Raw genomic sequence first — 18,221 nt, 5'->3', positions numbered from 1 at the left:
TAGAGCTGATTTCTTATCTTTAAGCATTCAACCCGATCCAATCTATCCATGAGTCTCAGAAAAAAACTTTACGAAATTATTTTTGAAGCCGACACACCTGCCGGAAAAGCATTCGACGTAGTGCTTTTACTCATTATTTTAGCCAGCATCGTTTTGGTTATGCTCGAAAGTGTTGTCGGTATTAATCAGCAATACGGTGAAACCCTGCACATACTGGAATGGGTCATCACTATCTTTTTTAGTATCGAGTATATTTTACGGATTGCAGTTGTTCGAAAACCATGGACTTACATCCTCAGCTTCTATGGTATTATCGACTTGCTTGCTGTTTTACCGACTTACCTGAGTCTAATCGTCGTTGGCAGCCATAGCCTGATGGTGATCCGTGCAATTCGTTTGTTGCGGGTGTTTCGGATTTTAAAGCTCAGTCGTTTCACGCAAGCCGGTCAAAACCTGGGCAAAGCACTCTGGTCTAGTCGCGAAAAAATATTTGTCTTCTTCTTTTTCGTGGTCAATCTAGTCATTATTGTTGGAACACTGATGTATCTGATTGAAGGACCAGAACACGGTTTTAAAAGCATTCCAGCGAGTATCTACTGGGCTATTGTAACCATGACAACGGTTGGCTACGGCGATATATCTCCCGAAACCCCGACAGGACAATTACTGGCCAGCTTCGTTATGATTGTTGGATACGCTATAATTGCCGTCCCTACAGGCATTGTAACCTCTGAGATCATACGGGGTTCCCGTGATACAAACACCCAGGTTTGTCCGCACTGTTTGTACGACCAACATGACAACGACGCCCTCTACTGTAAGAAATGTGGAGGCAGGCTGAACGAAGATAACTGATTGCCCGTAAAACCATTTGAAGGACAACAGGTAAAAAGTTGACATCCTTTAACAATTAGGACTTCTTGATCTGTTGTGATTTTTGTACTTTTGCGGGTCACTCTAATAAACTAGAAACTATGATTGGAAAGTTTTTCCATACACCCAGGGCCAAAAGGTTTAATATCACCACGCGGTATTATGACCAGGAAAAGGAGGAGCTGAAAGATCGGGAAGATCGCATTAAGGCTGAGTTGGGAATGAATGAAAAAAAAGAATGGGATCCGAATCACCGGGCTAATATCCGCGGTCAATTTCGTAATACCATGGGCGGTTTTTCAAAATCAGCGGAAGAATCGCGTCGCAAGTCGAACACACGGCTGATTTTCTTTATTCTGATTCTGTCGCTTGCTGTTTACCTGATTTTAAAATTTTAAAGCAACTCTGTGCCTGATATTATTCAACTGCTCCCCGACGCGGTAGCCAACCAAATTGCAGCGGGTGAAGTAATCCAACGACCTGCGTCTGTAGTCAAAGAATTGGTTGAAAATGCGATCGATGCCGGAGCAACCCAAATAACCATAAATATCAAAGATGCCGGCCGCACACTAATTCAAGTGAGCGACAACGGCTGTGGCATGTCTGAAACAGATGCCCGAATGGCTTTTGAACGCCATGCAACCTCAAAAATACGGTCAGCAAACGACTTGTTTTCAATTCGGACAATGGGATTTCGTGGCGAAGCACTCGCTTCGATTGCCGCCATTGCCGATGTTGAAATACATACCAAACAACACGAAGCTGAAGTTGGAACTTACATCAACATTGTCGGTTCCAAAGTTTTGAAACAAGAGCCAACCCAAAGTGCCAACGGAACAAATTTCCTGGTGAAGAACTTGTTTTTCAATGTTCCCGCCCGCCGGAAATTCCTGAAAGCCAATTCAACAGAACTAAAGCACATTATCAATGAAATTCAGCGCATTGCAATGGCCAATGCGGAGATTGGCATTTCATTGATTCATAACCACGACACCATTTACGAAATGGCTAGTGGTGACAATACCCGGAAACGAATTGTCGCAATTTTTGGCAAAGCCATCAACCAAAACCTTGTTCCGGTCAATACCGAAACAAGTTTGGTGAAAATCAAAGGATTTATCGGCCAACCCAAGTATGCCCGGAAAACTTACGGGGAGCAGTTTTTCTTCGTGAACAACCGCTTTATGAAACACCCGTTTTTCCACCGCGCCATTATGCAGGCCTACGAAAAAATTCTGGCTCCGGAAAGTTACCCATCCTATTTTCTGTACCTGGATGTCGATCCGGATTGCATTGACATCAATATTCATCCTACAAAAACGGAGATCAAGTTCGAAAACGAGTCAGCTATTTGGCAGATTATTCAAGCCTCGGTTCGGGAGGCTTTGGGCAAGTTCAATGTTATGCCTTCCATTGATTTCGATCAGGCGGGAAGCATTGATATTCCAATTGCCCCAAAAAGCAGTGAAGGTATCGAAATGCCAAGGATTCATGTTGATCCGTCCTACAACCCGTTCAATGTTGAAGTGAGAAATATCCCCGGTAGTAGCGGAGGTGGCCCGATTCATCCTCATTCAAGCAGTAAGCACGAACAAGTACAACACTGGGAAAAGCTTTACCGTGACTTCGAAAACCCAAATCATGAAACCAGCATTCAACCTCCGGCTAAGCAAGAAGAAGAAGAATCTGAAAATCTGCAAATCAATCAGGCTGATTTCTTCTCCGGGAGAACATGTTTTCAGTTTAAAAATAAATACATCCTCACACCGGTTAAGTCGGGCTTGATGGTAATTGACCAGAAACGGGCACACGAACGCATTCTTTTCGAGAACTTCATGGCCATGTTGGCGAACCAGCAAATAGCCAGCCAGCAAATTTTATTTCCGCACAACTTCGAACTGGAAGCATCGGATGCAGAACTTTTGCGCTCGGTACTGAGTGACTTGAGAGCTTTGGGTTTTGAGGTGAAAGAGCCCACTGCCAATAACTTTGTCATCAACGGAATTCCGGGAATCCTCGAAAACCTGTCTCCAATGGAAATTATTGAAAGCCTTTTGGATGACCTGAAAAATACCGCCGTTGATATGCAGCTGAAAGCAAAAGAACAGATTGCAGCTTCGCTGGCAGGCGCTTCGGCTATTTCATACGGACATGTTTTGAAAACTGAAGAGTTGAACCAACTTATTGACCAGTTGTTTGCGTGTACAACACCTAATTTTTCCCCAACCGGGAAACAAGTGTTAACAATTATGCCAGTCGAGCAATTTGAAAAACTGTTAAAGTGACATTTTGGCCTGTATTCATTTTCTTTGTAAGAAATAAGCTTTTGGCAAGGCTCTTGTAACATCCACATAAATTTTGACTATGAACAACATTCGATCCCCGTTTGCCAACATACCACCAGTAGTAAAAAACCTGATCATTATTAATGCACTGATGTTGCTGGCCACCTATATCCTTCAAATGCGCGGCATTAATCTGACCTCCATACTGGGATTGCATTACATCGGATCTCCGGCTTTTAAACCCTACCAATTAGTGACCCACCTGTTCATGCACGGTGGAGTTATGCATTTAGCTTTCAACATGTTTGCCTTGTGGATGTTTGGCCGTGTATTGGAAAGTGTTTGGGGGCCGAAACGATTTTTCATCTATTATTTTGTAACCGGTCTGGGTGCTGCGGCATTGCATACTTTCGTTAATTATATCGAATTTAGATCTGTCGCGTCCCAAATGAGCCAGGCAAATATTGACCTTGTGATGCAACAAGGTGTTGAAATATGGCAACAAGGGAAAAACTATACCGACCCGTTAATGGGACAGCTAAATGCGATTTTAAATGTCCCGACCGTTGGTGCATCCGGTGCTGTATTTGGTGTTCTGCTAGGCTTCGGAATGCTTTTCCCCAATACGCAATTGATGTTACTTTTTCCACCAATACCAATCAAAGCCAAGTACTTTGTTATCGGTTACGGTTTAATTGAATTATACTTGGGATTAGCTCGTCCGGGAAGCAACGTTGCGCACTTTGCACACCTGGGTGGAATGTTATTTGGGTACTTGTTGATTAAGTACTGGAATAAAAACAGCAGCCACTTTTATTAAGATTTCAAACCTACTGAATATTGGAAAAAGATCTGATTGAGGAATAAGAAGAGTAAAATTGAGAACAAAAAGTTTAGTTAGCGGATTATGAGCATTACTGATGAAATAAAAGAATCGTTTCGAAAGGGATCAGTACTCACAAGATTGATTTATGTGAACATCGGCGTTTTCGTACTGATCCGTTTAATCAATGTGGTTTTCTTCTTGCTTGGCAAAGATCTTCCGATCCTCCCATGGTTGGCACTTCCGGCCGATGTGAGCGTACTGGCGACGAGGCCATGGACGCTTTTTACTTACATGTTTCTGCACTTCGATTTCCTGCATATACTTTTCAATGTCCTTTGGTTGTATTGGATGGGACGGATTTTCCTGACCTATTTCGACCCGAAAAAATTATTGGCTATTTATATCTTGGGAGGTTTGGCTGGAGGAGTCTTCTTTTTGCTCGCCTACAACCTATTCCCGGCTTTTAGCGACATTGTTCAGTTTTCACGTTTGCTGGGTGCTTCGGCCTCGGTATTGGCCATTATTGCAGCTGTCGCAACCTATGCGCCTAATCACCCAATAAATCTGCTGTTTATTGGGCAAATTAAGATGAAACACCTGGCTTTATTCAGCATTGTGCTGTATGTCATTGGTATTGCCGGCTCGAATGCGGGTGGAAATCTGGCCCATTTAGGCGGAGCATTCCTGGGTTTTATTTTCGTTGTTTTTCTTCGGAAAGGGACAGACATCACAACGGGATTTAGCAAATTAGTTACCGGCGGAGAAAAACTATTAAAGCCCAAACAACACGTTAAGGTTAGCTACCGCGGATCATCCGACCCGGATATTGAATACAACCGCAAGAAAAATGTGAAACAGGAAGAAATTAACCGGGTGTTGGACAAAATCAGTAAATCAGGCTATGATTCGTTAACAAAGGAAGAAAAAGAATTGCTCTTCAAAATGGGGAAATAGCGGCGATCAAAAGAATTTCACGATTCGTGTATCTTCCTCTTCTTCAAACCTAAATGATAACGCAATCGGCTTTTCCCTTTCTTTTTACTACGGCGAACAATTCGCTTTTTACCTTGTCTGCGCGCAGCGTTCAAACTGGCATTCAACTCGAAGCCAAACAACAGTACCAGGGAAAATAAATACAACAACAACAACACCACCAGCAAAGCTCCAATTGAGCCGTAAAGCTTATTGTATTGGCTAAAGCGGGTAATGTAATAGTTGAATCCGGCTAGAATTATCAAACTCAGAATGGTCGACATGGTGCCACCAACCGAGATAAATCGCCAACGGGTCTTTTTGGCTGGTGCCAGGTAGAACAAAAAGGAATAGGCAAAGAAAAACAGGGCAATAATAACAATCCATTTACCGAAGGTTAGCAGGTAATAGGTAAAATCACTTCCCAACAGATCTTTGGCATCGAGGTAATTAATCATCACTTGGCCGATGGTTATCAAACCGACTGCAATCGTCAGCAAAAAAGCCAAAATGATGAGCAATACGATAGCCATCAGGCGCTGCATATACCAGGGACGACTCTCGAAAATATGCAACGACGCATCAAAAGCATTCATCATCGACACCAGCCCGTTAGTCGAGAAAATAAGCCCCATGAAAAAACCAATTGACAGCAAACCGCTACGAGGCTGTGTCAATACTTCCTTGATTGTCTCGTCAACAGCTTGAAAAGTATGTGGCGGTAAAACTCCCTGGATCAACAAAAAAAGCTCTTCCTGAAAATTTTTAATCGGCACATATGGAATCATGGTGAACAGGAAAATCAGCGTCGGAAAGACCGCCAAAAAGAAACTAAAAGCAACTGCCGACGCACGGGTCGTTATCGCTCCGTTTTGAATACTCCGAAAGAAAAACAACATCACATCGTACAACGGAATTCTATCGAACCCCGGAAGGGTAACCTTCCTTGCACGAATCATCCAGCCCAGAAAAAAGCGCTTTAACCGATGATACCGGTTGTTCATCCTTATTGTTTTTCAATTCTCAATTGATGAATGACAGGTTTGCCCTTGTCATTTTTTACTAAAAAAGAAACCCGGTAAACGCCCTTATTGGTCGTTAATTTACCAATAGCATACTTCGTATCTTCCTTTCCACTTTGGTGAATAATGGAAAATCCGCTTGCCTTATTCTGATTGAAAAAATTAGACACGATTTGCTGGGCCTGGGCCCGACTGTACACATCATCCTGATCGACAACAAACAGTTCAATATTCTGATTGAAGTAGCTTGACAATGTTGAAGCATTTCCGGTTTTAAAACTTAAAATAAGCTCATCGGGAATTTGAGCCATTCCCAAATATCCTGTTAATACAAAAGCCAGTGAAACAAGTAACGTTTTTATAAAATTCCGTTTCATTTAATTTCTAATTACAATTAATCACCAGATGTTGCTTCTTTAAATTATTCAAGATAATCGCCAAACATCACTATTGAATAAACTCCCTTAGAATCGCTTCATCCGTGATAATACCACGCAGTAGAAACATAAATTGTACCAAATAGCCGAAAAATACTAATTTTGGACATATAACCTTGTAAAGTTAACAATTTTCCAACGCGAACACCCTATGAAGATTAAGCTGGTGGTTATTGGTAAAACCGATAAAAAATATTTACAGGAAGGGCTTGAACTGTTTCAAAACCGCATACCACACTATCTACCTTTTGAATATCAAATCATTCCGGATATAAAAAACACGAAAAGCCTGTCGGAAGAACAGCAAAAAGAAAAAGAAGGAGAATTAATCTTAGCCCAGCTAAAAGCAGGTGACGAATTAATTTTGCTGGATGAACGTGGAAATGAATTCCGATCGGTTGATTTTGCGGGATTCCTGGAAAAGAAGATGCTTGGTGGCATTAAAAATCTCATTTTCTGTATTGGTGGCCCCTACGGATTTTCGGCCAAAGTGTACCAAGCAGCTAATGGGAAAATCAGTCTGTCGCGGATGACCTTCTCCCACCAAATGGTTCGGCTCATTTTTTGTGAGCAGCTCTACCGGGCACTAACCATCCTGAAAGGTGAACCCTATCATCACGAATAAAGCGCCATTATGAAGATTCTGAAACACTATGCTTTTTTACTGTTATCTCTTGTCCTGATTTCAATGGGCATTTTAACCGAAAGCATTGCTTTTCAGAAAGATCATGAAACAACACTTGAACGGAAATTTGAGAAAGTTTTCCAGGAAAAACAGGCAAAACTGCAACAGTACCTCGATGGAATCAGTGAAACCATTGAGTCGCCCGATTTTGACGGGAATTTCCAAAACAACTTCAACGATCTGTTCCCGACCTATCAGGAACAAGGACTTGGCTTTTTGGTCACCAATCAAAGAGAGTTAGTTTTTTGGACTGGAAATCACTTTGCGTTTTCAGGCATCTTTGCAGAGGACCACAACACAAACCTGGTTTACCTTCCGAACGGAATTTTTTATATTGAAAAAAGGGAATGTGCGCCATACACCATTTATGGCTTAATCCACTTAAAGGACAATTACGCACTCGAAAATGAATTCATTCAAAATAAGTTTGATGACGATTTTGACGTACCCGATGATTACTTCATAAAGACAATCAAAACATCGGTTGGCCTCCCGGTTCACGACAAAAATGGGAACTTCCTGTTTTCACTCGTTCCCGGAAACGCCAACTTTATCCGAAAATCGACCTTGATCTGGCCGTCTGTATTTTATGGTCTGGCCCTTTTGATGTTTTTAATTTTCGCCCGGATAGTCTTTAAACGTCATCAACACGAACATTTCATCCTCCGGGTGCTCATTCTGGGAATGGTTTTATTCGCCCTCTACTGGATCAGAATACTTTTTCATGCTCCCGGATTTTGCATGTTTTTTGAACTATTCGGCCCTTCGCTTTACGCCTATTCCTACTGGCTTCCATCACTGGGTGATTTACTGTTGCTCACTGTTTTTATCTTTTTCTGGAGCTTCAATTTCTCCAAGGACTTTGTGCTCAGCAAGCAGAAAAAGCCCTACGAGTTGATTTTAGCATTCAGCTTTATCATGACGTTTTATCTGACGATCAATTTTCTGATCCAGAACCTGATCCGAAATTCCAGTTTTTCGTTTCAACTCAACCGGATTGACGACATTAATATGTATAGCATTATTGGCTATGTCATCATCGCTTTACTTTTCTTTTCCGCCTTCATTATCAACCTGAAAGTTGTTGAAACTGCCGATCGATTTATCCGTCGCCGCATGTTCTTTTTGATTCACATTTCGTCGATTGCGGTGATGGTCCCCTTGTGTTTCTTTTTCAAAAACACCAACCTGTTTATGTTTACGCTATACCTGGTAACCAATTTATCGGTATTCGTTTTACAGAAAACACAACTAAAGCGGGTTTCCCTGTCCTTCATCATCTATTTTGTATCCTTGTACACGTTCTTTTCGCTCGTCATCATCCAGTCGAATAATAATGCCAGGCGCTTACAGGTCCAAAAGTTGATGGCCATTACACTTTACTCCGAGCACGACCCCGCCGCTGAAGTTTTCTTAAAAGAGATGCAACAGCAAATCAGTGTCGATTCGATTATACCGGCACTATTGGAAGCCAAAGAATACGAGCGCGTAGAGGACTATATCAACCGGAACTATTTCGGCGGTTATTTTCGAAAATACGACAGTTGGGTGACCGTTTGCGACGGAGGCGACAGCCTGTTTGTCCAACCCGACAACCAGCTGGTACCTTGCTACCCTTTCTTCGAGCAAATGATTGAAGAATCGGGAACTGAAATTCCGGGCACCAGCTTTTACTACATGGACAATATGAACGGTAGAATCTCCTATTTCGGGCGATTCACCTACCCGCTCGTGTCCAATCCGTTGGGACAATCGGTTTTCATCGAATTAAAGTCGAAACTGTTACCTGAGGGGGTCGGATTCCCGGAACTTTTACTGGACAAATCGCTGCAGGAGCCAACTCGCTATCGCTATTTTTCCTACGCCAAATATTATAAAAATGAGCTGGTCTACCTGAGTGGCGACTACCAATACAATTATTATATCAGTACCTACGACATTGGAAGTAGAGAACGGGGACTAACCGAAAAAAGCTGGGACGGTTACGACCATTTGATTTATAGCCTCGGGAATGACAACTACATCATTGTGAGCACCAAATCGTTCAAGTTTGTTGCCTATCTTATTTCCTTTCCGTACCTGTTTGTTTTCTACTTCGTTTTTATTTTGCTGATTGTTTTCATCGGCAATGCCAACTACCGGACACAGGCGCTTGTTTACGACCTGAAATTCCGCATTCAGGTTTCAATTATTGCGATCGTCCTCTTTTCGCTTTTGCTGGTTGCCTCGGGAACAATTTATTACAACCTGCGCGAGTACGAAAACAAGCACCAGTTTGACCTGAACGAGAAAATGAAATCGATCGCCGAAGAAATCAACCTTCGCCTAAAAGATGTCGACGCGTTTACGCCTGACATTCTGGACTGGCTCTGGCAAGATCTGGGTGAGCTCTCTAATATCTTCAGAACAGATATTAATATCTACAGTTTTAATGGTGAATTAATTGCTTCGTCAAGACCGGAGGTTTTCAACCGGGGCATTATTTCGACCCGAATGAATGCGCAAGCTTTCTATGAGTTAACCGAGAATTACCAGATCAGCATCATTCAACCGGAGAAGATCGGCAACCTTTCGTTTCTGTCTATCTACGAACCGATTATTAACAACCGCGGAGAATACCTGGGCTTTATCAACCTGCCTTATTTCACCCGTGGCGATGAGCTGCGTCAGGAAGTAACGACCTTCATTGTTGCCTTCATCAACCTGTATGTGTTGCTCTTTTTTATTAGTGTAGTTGTGGCACTTTTACTGGCTAACCAGATCACCCGCCCATTGACCCTGATTCGGGAGCGCCTGAAAGGGATGCAGCTTGACAAGCAGAATGAACAAATCAGCTACAATGCCGATGATGAAATTGGCGCTTTAGTGCGTGAATACAATCGTAAAGTGGAAGAACTGGCCGACAGTGCCGACATGCTTGCCCGAACACAGCGTGAGATGGCCTGGCGCGAGATGGCGAAGCAAATCGCCCATGAGATTAAAAACCCACTCACGCCGATGAAACTGCATATTCAACACCTGCAACGGGCGAAAGAAAGTGATAGCGATCAATACGACGAGATCTTCAAGCGTGTGACCGCTACGCTGATTGAACAGATTGATAACCTCTCGAATATTGCAACTGAGTTTTCGAATTTTGCCAAGATGCCGAATGCTCAAAATGATGTCTTCAACCTTGTTGATCGTCTGAAGCAGGTTGTTAATCTTTTTGAGTCGTCGAAACAAATGAAAGTTGAATTTGCTTCGTGTACCCAAAATGAAGTTGCCATTTATGCCGACAAAGAACAAATATCGCGGGCAGTTATTAATTTGATTAAAAACGCAATGCAATCAATCCCTTCGGGGAAAAAAGGGCTGGTCGTTGTACGCTTAAATTGCACCGACACGCATGCAACCATCGCGGTGAAAGATAATGGAAGCGGAATTTCGGAAGACATCAGGCAGCAGCTTTTTCAACCCAATTTTACGACTAAAACAAGTGGTATGGGGCTCGGTCTGGCCATTGTGAAAAAAATTGTGGAATCGTCAAACGGTAAAATCTGGTTTGATTCCGAACTCAACGAAGGAACAACCTTCTACATCGAGATTCCACGCTACATCGATGTTGAATAAGATTCACCAAAGAACAATTGCCCTAAAAATTTAAGGCATGACTACAGTTCCCGCACCAATCATCAAGCTGTGGATCTGCTCGGCTTGGTAGTAATATTTGCGTTTATACTGCAAATATTTCTCGTTGGCTTGCGATTCGTGAAAAACATAGTCGGCAAAAGCTGCCAATTGATTTCCTAATCCCCGATGAATGGTAATCTCATCAATCTGGTTTTCCAGTTGATGGCGGTAAGCCGGGAATAAGTACCCAAATCCTGTTCCAATCAATCCCCAAATACTTTTCCCTTCGTAGTCGATCACATGCCCCAACTCATGCCCAATCACACCAATTTGCGCATTGAAAGGCACATCAGCTAACAATACTCCTTCGTTGTTTTTTAGTTTATTGTCAATTCGGATAACGTAAGTCCGGTTTGCCTTTTTCCGAAACAAAAAATCCCATCTTGGGATGCAGGACATGGTCGTCTTCTGGTTCTTAAATTTGAATTTTAGCTTTTTGCCTTTTAGCTCCGGGTAATACGACAAAGCAACATAAGCTTGCTCCCGAAATTCATCCGGGATTTTATAGACTGTCGTATCTACTCCTTCCAAATATTTTGAGACGTTGTTTTTGTTGAATGAATCGACTGGAATCGGATCATTTGAAAGGGCTGAAAAACCGACTAAAACGAATGGGATAAAAAAAATTGACTTCATTTCACCCAAGTTATAAAATCCAGGAGGAGCATTGCCATTCAACTGAATAGCTGATCAAGATTTAAAACAGAGGAAATATTCGTATAAAAAATAGTGCATTTGAGAAGTCGGACCTAGTCTTCGACTATCCCCAAACATTCCAGTTTGTCGGATGCTGCCATGCCATTCGGATTACACCCCAGCTCCCCCTCCGGAATCTCAATGCCTTGCCTCTGATAATAGTCAACCCATGTCGGGAAAAAATCACCCGTTACAGGATCCTTGAAGGTCATTGGGTTCAGCCTGAAAACGGAATCCTGTTCAAACGCTCTGTAAATAAATTCCGAACAATAATGCGTCGAATCGGACAATACATAGCTGAAGTTATAGGGTTTCCCCAGCATTTCCTTTGCAACGGCGATTGCAGCCGGAATGGTATTCTGCCAAGGTTGTTTTAATCGGTAAGCAACAGTCTGAATGGAATCTCCTTCAGGCTTGAGAAAATCAGTCAAAGGAAGGCGGCAAGTCCCCCCTTCTGAGTCCGCATGCAATACAAACGCGACGCCGTCTTTTTCAATTTCAAGCAGCCCGACATGCGAGAAGTGGGTCGCTGAATCTGTCTGGGTAACCTTATCAATAGCCTCTGAAAGCTTGGTTGAACTCACGCCCTGAAAAAGCAGGTCGCCCGATTGCAACTGTAGAGGTTTCTCCTGACTAGCACAAGAAAAACAAAGAACACTCAGAAGCATAACTGTTATTTTTTGTTTGAATTTCATCCGATTAAAAGTCTATTTTCCCCCTTGATGATTTGCGTTCCGCCCTGATTTTTTTGGACTGAATTCGACGTTCAACAGAACCTTTGGTTGGCCTCGTTGCTCGCCTATTCTTCTGTGGTTTCAATGCATGAGCCAGCAACTCATAAAAGCGTGCAATCACCAGTTCCTTATTTCGCAGTTGCGAGCGATTTTCCTGACTTGCCAAAAGCAGCACGCCTTCCGTTGTCAGTCGACTCGCAAGTTTCCGGCAGATAATTGCTTTCTGTTCCTCGTGTAGCAGAGCCGAATTTATGACGTCAAAACGAAGTTCCACCCGCGAATTCACTTTGTTCACATTTTGGCCTCCGGGGCCGCTGCTCCTCGACGTTTGAAATACAAATTCACTGCTTAGGTCCGGAATATTTTGTTGCCAACTGTCCATAGGCTTCAAAGTTAATCGAATATTCTTCTTGAATACAAATCACAGAGCAAGTCGATTACACTTTAAACTCCATTTTAATTGTAGTCTGGAAGTCTTTGATGAATTTGAAAATCTCGCGCAAGGTCATCTGTTCAACCTTCGTCAGATTCTGTGGTTCTACTAAATTACTCGGTTCAATAAACTCATGCAGAATATGATTGGTCTGTTGTTTCAGCCGCATCCCCATCAAATAATAATAGGCGTGCATTAATTCTTTATATTGCTTGTCGGTCAGAAAATTCCCTTCCTGCAGTTTCTGCATTCGCCTACCGGTATTCGTTTCAATTACCCTGTTCTTCAGCGCAAGCATCCGAACCAAATCAACAATAGGAGTCATGCTTTTCTTAATGTCGAATACCTTTCGCTCGTCGCGCGAAAACGTACGAATGGAATTAAATAAAGTCAGCTGTGGCTCGAAGTGGAGTGCGTTTGAGGCCAGACTGTATAAGAATTTCGAGGTTGATTTCCCCAGGCATTCCACCATATATTCTTTCAATTCGTTGAAGAGCTTCTTCTCGCCATACACAAAGCGACAGTCAAAAAAAGTGGAAAATTTAATCACTGTATCCGGTATCGATTCATTGATCCATTGGTCGTAATTGCCCTTCCAGTGCGATAGCGAGTGGGTCCATTTCGGATTTTTGGCCATGAAACCGCCATCGCAATAACTAAATCCAATTTCGTTCAGATTGGTTGAAATCCGGTTCGCAAAGTCGAGGAAGTATTCGCGCACTTCTTCCCGATGCTCATTCGCTTTATCTTCGTAAATAATCGCATTATCCTGATCAGTAACCAAAGTCTGTTCCTGCCGTCCTTCACTTCCCATTACCATAAACGCGTAACGAGCCGGAGCCGGAGGCATTTCATTTTTGACGCCTTCAATGACCTGCAGCAAAATCTCATCGTTGATTGTTGTCACAATTCTGTTGACAATTTCAGCATTCACACCACGTTCCAACAACTTCGAAATAAGTGCCGGGACTTTTTGCCATTTATCCTTCAGTTCGTCAACGGTATTCGACAGTTTGACCGACTGAATAAACACCAAGGGAGATTGGGCATGCTCTGTGAGCAAACGATATCGGCTGATATAACCCAGATTTCGTTCACCATCGGTAACCATTACAAATTCAAGTTTGCTTTGGAAAATTGCCAGTAAAGCCTCGTAAAGCAACGCGTCTTTATGGATGGTTACGAACTTTTTACGAGCTACCTTCCGCACCGGAACCGATCCTGGCTTACCGGCAGCCAACACTTTTTTTATTAGAATATCTTTGGTGATGATTCCCTTAATCTCTCCTTCATCTTCAACAAACATGCAGTTCAACTGCTTTTCGACCATCGTGGCAGCGACTTCATGAACCGGGGTTTCCGGCGGACAGGTGACCAATTGCCGGGGAAAAATTGTACTCAGCCGGCGTGTAAAGATCAAGTCCGCATCAATGAAGTTTCCTTCGCGCGTACTGTTCCGTTTGACAAAATGAGCATACTCATCGTTCATCATTTTTTGGCCAAACTGCTCTGTAAAATGATGAAAAAAATCGTCATAGCTTCGACATAAAGCTTTGAACTCCTCTTTGTCTAAACTTAAAACTACAGTGGCTGTTTTTGCAACTACCGTCCGGATTGACTTCTTCTTATTCAGCAATGCCGAACTCGCACCGTAAATAGATCCGGGATCGTAATGTTCCTGCAGCTTCAACACCTTCTCCGAATCGTAGAAACAAGCATCGTACTGACCTTCAACGATCACGTCGATACTTGTCACATCCGAATGATCCTGCGTGTAAACTGTTGTCCCGGGGCCAAGCTCTTTCCGCTCCATCATTCGGGTAACGTCACCCAAAACTGTTTCGGGTAATAAATCAAAGGGACTAACTGTCCTCAAAAATGCTATTTGGTTTTCCATTCCTGCTCTTAATTGGAGCTTAGGTGAAGTTCAGTAAGTGTTAGTAAAGCGATGTCGTTCTTAAATGAGAAACACCAAAAGATAGAATAATCCGCCACCTATTAAAATGGAGAACAGGACGACCATCCATATTGGCAGCTCCCACCGTCTGCCAGTTATTCGTTTCTGCTTGGCAATAGTTTGATCGGTAACTTCCCCCCGCTTTACCAACTCAAAAAAGCAATCTTTTGTGGCTTCGGCATCAGCAAGGGCATTGTGTTGATCGGATAACTTTTCCCCAAATAAGGATTGGTACAGTTCATTCAACCGCATATACGATCCTCCTCCAAAAATATCTTTGGGCTTGCGGGTGTAAAGCATGGTACAAAACCGGGGTAGCTGATCGAAATTACGAACGATATCCTCACGCGAAAAGCCAACTTCGAGCATCCGTTTGTCGAATTCCAAAAAATGACCGACAATCATGGGCTTATACAGTTCAAGATCGGCAGCAAGGGTGTTCAACACAACTCTTCGTTCTTCACCTTTTTCTTCCAAAACGTCTACTGTAATTCCGTGCAATCGGGAAGCTACTTCGCCAATCGGTATATCTTTCTGCTTCACATAGAAATCTCTCTTTGCAATAAGCTCACCACCTTTTTTACAAACCACCCAGGCAATTTGCAGTATAAAAGGCCATTCGTCCACTTTTGCTGTTGGAGCATTCCAGCGTTTTGGCATATCCGACGTCTCAATATCAATGAACAAAATGTAATTATTCATAGTCATCCCTTTTCATTATTCACCTAAAGTACAAAGTATCAAACTGCCTAACACGTGCCTGCATCATATTGATTGCAATCGATAGCCAAACGTAAATTTTTATTAATATTTGCCCTTTTGCGATGAGTATTTGTTCACATTTTATTTACAAACGAGTCAAAACGTAATCGAAATCTGTTCAAAAATCGTGATTGTTGGACTCATTCAGAATATATTTTCACCCTCTAAAAATTCCGTTCACCTGTCTGTTACGTACATTTATCGAAAACAACGAGACAACGAAAGCTGTTTTTGTAAATTCGTCGAAAGAAAACATCAAAATTTCAAATATCATGCAATCACACGAAATTGACTACAAAATTATCGGACACGATGTCCAGCTGGTAGAAATTGAACTTGATCCCGGAGAAACTGTCATCGCGGAAGCGGGCGCGATGTTGTATATGGAAGACGGTATTAGCTTTGAAGCAAAATTGGGAGACGGTTCAAATCCACGGGCCGGATTTTTTGACAAGCTACTTAGTGCCGGCTCCAGAATAATAACCGGAGAATCGCTATTCCTTACGCACTTTGCCAACCAGGGATGGGGGAAAAAACATGTTGCGTTTTCGGCTCCTTATCCCGGAACAATTATTCCGATTGATCTGGCTCAGAAGGGAGGACGCATCATTGTGCAAAAAGACGCGTTTCTATGCGCAGCACTCGGGACAAAAATATCAATCACCTTCAACAAACGGCTCGGTGCCGGATTTTTCGGCGGTGAAGGTTTCATTATGCAGCAATTACAAGGCGATGGCAAAGCATTTATTCATGCTGGCGGAACGGTGATTGAACGACAGCTGAACAACGAAGTATTGCGTGTCGATACCGGCTGTATCGTTGCTTATGAAACAAGCATCGATTTTAGCGTGGAACAAGCCGGTGGATTGCGATCGATGGTGTTTGGCGGCGAAGGAATTTTTCTGGCAACATTACGTGGAACCGGGAAAGTTTGGTTGCAATCAATGCCAATTCGGAAACTCATTGCGGAGCTTTCTCCCCGGGGCGGTAACCAACGAAAAGAGTCGGGTGGTTTGCTGAACCAATTTCTGCAGGATTAGAACCTTGAAATAAAAAGCCCGGCCTGTCGAACGATAAGCCGGGCTACAAAAATATTTCTTAATAACTATGATACAGCCTTTTGGCCTGTTAGTTTATTGTAATTGTCGATCGCCACAAAATAATTCGGGTCCTCAATCATATTCACATCACAAATTTTTTCTGCTTTCTGAATCAATCGGGTACAGTCTCGGCTTAAGTGACGAATGTGGATATTTTTACCTTCTTTCTGGTAGCGCTCAGCCACTTTATTAATCGCTTCAATAGCCGACTGGTCCATAATACGCGACTCCTGGAAGTCAATAATTACCTCATCCGGATCGTTTTGCACGTTGAACTTCTGATTGAACAGGGTTGTAGATCCAAAAAACAGCGGACCTACAATTCTATAGTGCTTAATGCCGTGCTCATCAACCGATTCGTTGGCACGGATACGTACTGCATTTTCCCAGGCAAATACCAAAGCTGAAACAATGACTCCGGCAAATACAGCAATTGCCAGGTCGAAAATCACCGTCAAGGCCGTCACTAAAATAATGACAATTAAATCGGCCAACGGAATCTTATCCATAATTCGGAACGTGTTCCAGGCGAACGTACCGATCACCACCATGAACATCACACCAACTAAAGCCGCAATTGGAATCATTTCAATATAAGTTGAAGCAAAGAGGATGAAAACCAGCAGACAAACGGCAGCAACAATACCGGACAAACGGTTACGACCGCCGGATTTAATGTTGATGATACTTTGACCGATCATCGCACAACCGCCCATTCCACCAAACATACCATTCACAAAATTAGCTGCTCCCTGAGCCGCACATTCCCGGTTACCGCTTCCGCGGGTTTCGGTCAGTTCATCCACCAGGTTCAGCGTCATTAGTGACTCAATCAACCCGACAGAAGCTAAAATTACAGCATAAGGGAAAATAAATTTCAGCGTTTCAAAAGTCAATGGAATCATGGGAATATTAAAAGTTGGCAAACCAGCTTTGATCCCCGTTCCACCACCGGCTTGAATAAACGACTTCACTGTTTCTGTTTCAACGCCACCAAAAATAACAACAGCTGAAACCACCAGAATACCAACCAATGCAGCCGGAATCGCTTTGCTCACTTTAGGTAACAGGAACATGATCGCCATGGTTCCTCCAACCAACGCCAGCATGGTCCACATTTGCGGCCCTGCAATCCATTCACCCCCTGATTTAAACATATTTAGCTGCGAAAGGAAAATCACAATCGCCAACCCATTCACAAAGCCCATCATTACGGACGCAGGTACCAAACGAATAAACTTCCCCAGTTTCAAGAAACCTGCACTCATTTGCAGCACGCCAACCAACAGAAGGGTGGCAAATAAATATTGCAAGCCCATTTGATCACCGGGCACTCCCATTTCGTTACCTTGCTGGATCAGACTCACCATCACCACTGCCGTTGCGCCGGTTGCTCCCGAGATCATTCCCGGACGTCCTCCCAAAATGGAAGTTACCAGCCCCATCATAAAAGCACCGTAGAGACCAATAATTGGTGACACGCCGGCAACAAAAGCAAAAGCAACAGCCTCAGGCACCAAGGCCAGTGCAACTGTCAATCCAGAAAGAACATCATCCTTGACACTCCCTTGGTTCTTATCGATAAAATTGAACTTGTATTTCATAAACAAATCTTCACAGGATAATTTGGTTGAACGGCAAAAATAGACTTTCTCCTTTCAAATATGCCCAACGGCATATTTCGTTGAATGATGTTAATAAAGGCTTAACGCGGAGAAGTAGAATTGCCAATGATTTTCATTGATAGTCTTTTAACTGAATCAATGT

At 42.9% G+C, this 18,221-nt stretch carries 16 protein-coding genes; 8 read left to right on the top strand and 8 right to left on the bottom strand.

The genetic code is table 11. The features are described 5' to 3' along the window. Positions 1 to 48 precede the first annotated feature (48 nt). The 5 genes from GJV22_RS16705 to GJV22_RS16685 all read left to right on the top strand — a co-directional run bounded on the left by GJV22_RS16705 (position 49) and on the right by GJV22_RS16685 (position 4,938). Entirely contained in the window at positions 49 to 855 is an 807-nt protein-coding gene (locus GJV22_RS16705; RefSeq protein WP_163716451.1) for an ion transporter, read from the top strand. A gap of 119 nt (positions 856 to 974) precedes the next feature. After that, positions 975 to 1,271 (top strand): hypothetical protein, encoded by a 297-nt coding sequence (locus tag GJV22_RS16700; protein ID WP_163716448.1) that lies wholly within the window; start codon positions 975 to 977, stop codon positions 1,269 to 1,271. Positions 1,272 to 1,280: 9 nt separating this feature from the next. Further along, positions 1,281 to 3,158, top strand: a complete 1,878-nt coding sequence (gene mutL / locus GJV22_RS16695) for a DNA mismatch repair endonuclease MutL (RefSeq protein ID WP_163716445.1) — start codon at positions 1,281 to 1,283, stop codon at positions 3,156 to 3,158. A 79-nt stretch (positions 3,159 to 3,237) separates the two neighbouring features. After that, positions 3,238 to 3,978 carry a rhomboid family intramembrane serine protease gene (locus GJV22_RS16690; protein ID WP_163716442.1) on the top strand — a complete coding sequence of 247 codons (741 nt, stop codon included), beginning with the start codon at positions 3,238 to 3,240 and terminating at the stop codon, positions 3,976 to 3,978. 87 nt (positions 3,979 to 4,065) lie between these two features. Next, a complete protein-coding gene (locus GJV22_RS16685) occupies positions 4,066 to 4,938 on the top strand; it encodes a rhomboid family protein (RefSeq protein ID WP_163716439.1) in 873 nt (290 codons plus the stop codon). Between the two features lie 17 nt (positions 4,939 to 4,955). Here the strand turns inward: GJV22_RS16685 and GJV22_RS16680 are convergent, their stop codons facing one another. Together GJV22_RS16680 and GJV22_RS16675 are read right to left on the bottom strand one after the other, a co-directional pair. Next, positions 4,956 to 5,960, bottom strand: coding sequence for a YihY/virulence factor BrkB family protein (locus GJV22_RS16680; protein WP_163716436.1), 1,005 nt, complete (start codon positions 5,958 to 5,960; stop codon positions 4,956 to 4,958). A 2-nt stretch (positions 5,961 to 5,962) separates the two neighbouring features. After that, a complete protein-coding gene (locus tag GJV22_RS16675; protein ID WP_163716433.1) occupies positions 5,963 to 6,355 on the bottom strand; it encodes a DUF4783 domain-containing protein in 393 nt (130 codons plus the stop codon). A gap of 211 nt (positions 6,356 to 6,566) precedes the next feature. Here GJV22_RS16675 and rlmH point away from each other — a divergent pair, with 211 nt between their 5' ends. Together rlmH and GJV22_RS16665 are read left to right on the top strand one after the other, a co-directional pair. Next, positions 6,567 to 7,040 (top strand): 23S rRNA (pseudouridine(1915)-N(3))-methyltransferase RlmH, encoded by a 474-nt coding sequence (gene rlmH / locus GJV22_RS16670; protein WP_163716430.1) that lies wholly within the window; start codon positions 6,567 to 6,569, stop codon positions 7,038 to 7,040. A 9-nt stretch (positions 7,041 to 7,049) separates the two neighbouring features. Beyond that, positions 7,050 to 10,712 carry a sensor histidine kinase gene (locus GJV22_RS16665; RefSeq protein ID WP_163716427.1) on the top strand — a complete coding sequence of 1,221 codons (3,663 nt, stop codon included), beginning with the start codon at positions 7,050 to 7,052 and terminating at the stop codon, positions 10,710 to 10,712. A gap of 30 nt (positions 10,713 to 10,742) precedes the next feature. Here the strand turns inward: GJV22_RS16665 and GJV22_RS16660 are convergent, their stop codons facing one another. The 5 genes from GJV22_RS16660 to GJV22_RS16640 form a co-directional block, all read right to left on the bottom strand. Continuing rightward, positions 10,743 to 11,408: a hypothetical protein gene (locus GJV22_RS16660; protein WP_163716424.1), complete on the bottom strand. Its 666-nt coding sequence runs from the start codon at positions 11,406 to 11,408 to the stop codon at positions 10,743 to 10,745. 113 nt (positions 11,409 to 11,521) lie between these two features. Further along, positions 11,522 to 12,163 (bottom strand): YiiX/YebB-like N1pC/P60 family cysteine hydrolase, encoded by a 642-nt coding sequence (locus tag GJV22_RS16655; RefSeq protein WP_205461918.1) that lies wholly within the window; start codon positions 12,161 to 12,163, stop codon positions 11,522 to 11,524. A 4-nt stretch (positions 12,164 to 12,167) separates the two neighbouring features. Next, positions 12,168 to 12,584, bottom strand: coding sequence for an alternative ribosome rescue aminoacyl-tRNA hydrolase ArfB (arfB, locus tag GJV22_RS16650; protein ID WP_163716421.1), 417 nt, complete (start codon positions 12,582 to 12,584; stop codon positions 12,168 to 12,170). A gap of 55 nt (positions 12,585 to 12,639) precedes the next feature. After that, entirely contained in the window at positions 12,640 to 14,532 is a 1,893-nt protein-coding gene (locus GJV22_RS16645; RefSeq protein ID WP_163716418.1) for a DUF294 nucleotidyltransferase-like domain-containing protein, read from the bottom strand. Positions 14,533 to 14,592: 60 nt separating this feature from the next. Continuing rightward, complete coding sequence (locus tag GJV22_RS16640) at positions 14,593 to 15,294, bottom strand: 3'-5' exonuclease (protein ID WP_163716415.1); 702 nt, start codon at positions 15,292 to 15,294, stop codon at positions 14,593 to 14,595. A 332-nt stretch (positions 15,295 to 15,626) separates the two neighbouring features. Here GJV22_RS16640 and GJV22_RS16635 point away from each other — a divergent pair, with 332 nt between their 5' ends. After that, positions 15,627 to 16,394, top strand: a complete 768-nt coding sequence (locus GJV22_RS16635; protein ID WP_163716413.1) for a TIGR00266 family protein — start codon at positions 15,627 to 15,629, stop codon at positions 16,392 to 16,394. Between the two features lie 65 nt (positions 16,395 to 16,459). Here GJV22_RS16635 and GJV22_RS16630 read toward each other — a convergent pair whose 3' ends face one another. Beyond that, complete coding sequence (locus tag GJV22_RS16630; RefSeq protein ID WP_163716410.1) at positions 16,460 to 18,058, bottom strand: SulP family inorganic anion transporter; 1,599 nt, start codon at positions 18,056 to 18,058, stop codon at positions 16,460 to 16,462. Positions 18,059 to 18,221: the final 163 nt, after the last annotated feature.

The sequence above is a fragment of the Mangrovibacterium lignilyticum genome (assembly GCF_010882175.1).
In the GTDB taxonomy this organism is placed as follows: domain Bacteria; phylum Bacteroidota; class Bacteroidia; order Bacteroidales; family Prolixibacteraceae; genus Mangrovibacterium; species Mangrovibacterium lignilyticum.
Note: the sequence above shows the minus strand (reverse complement) of the source record. Positions and strands in the feature narration are given on the sequence as shown.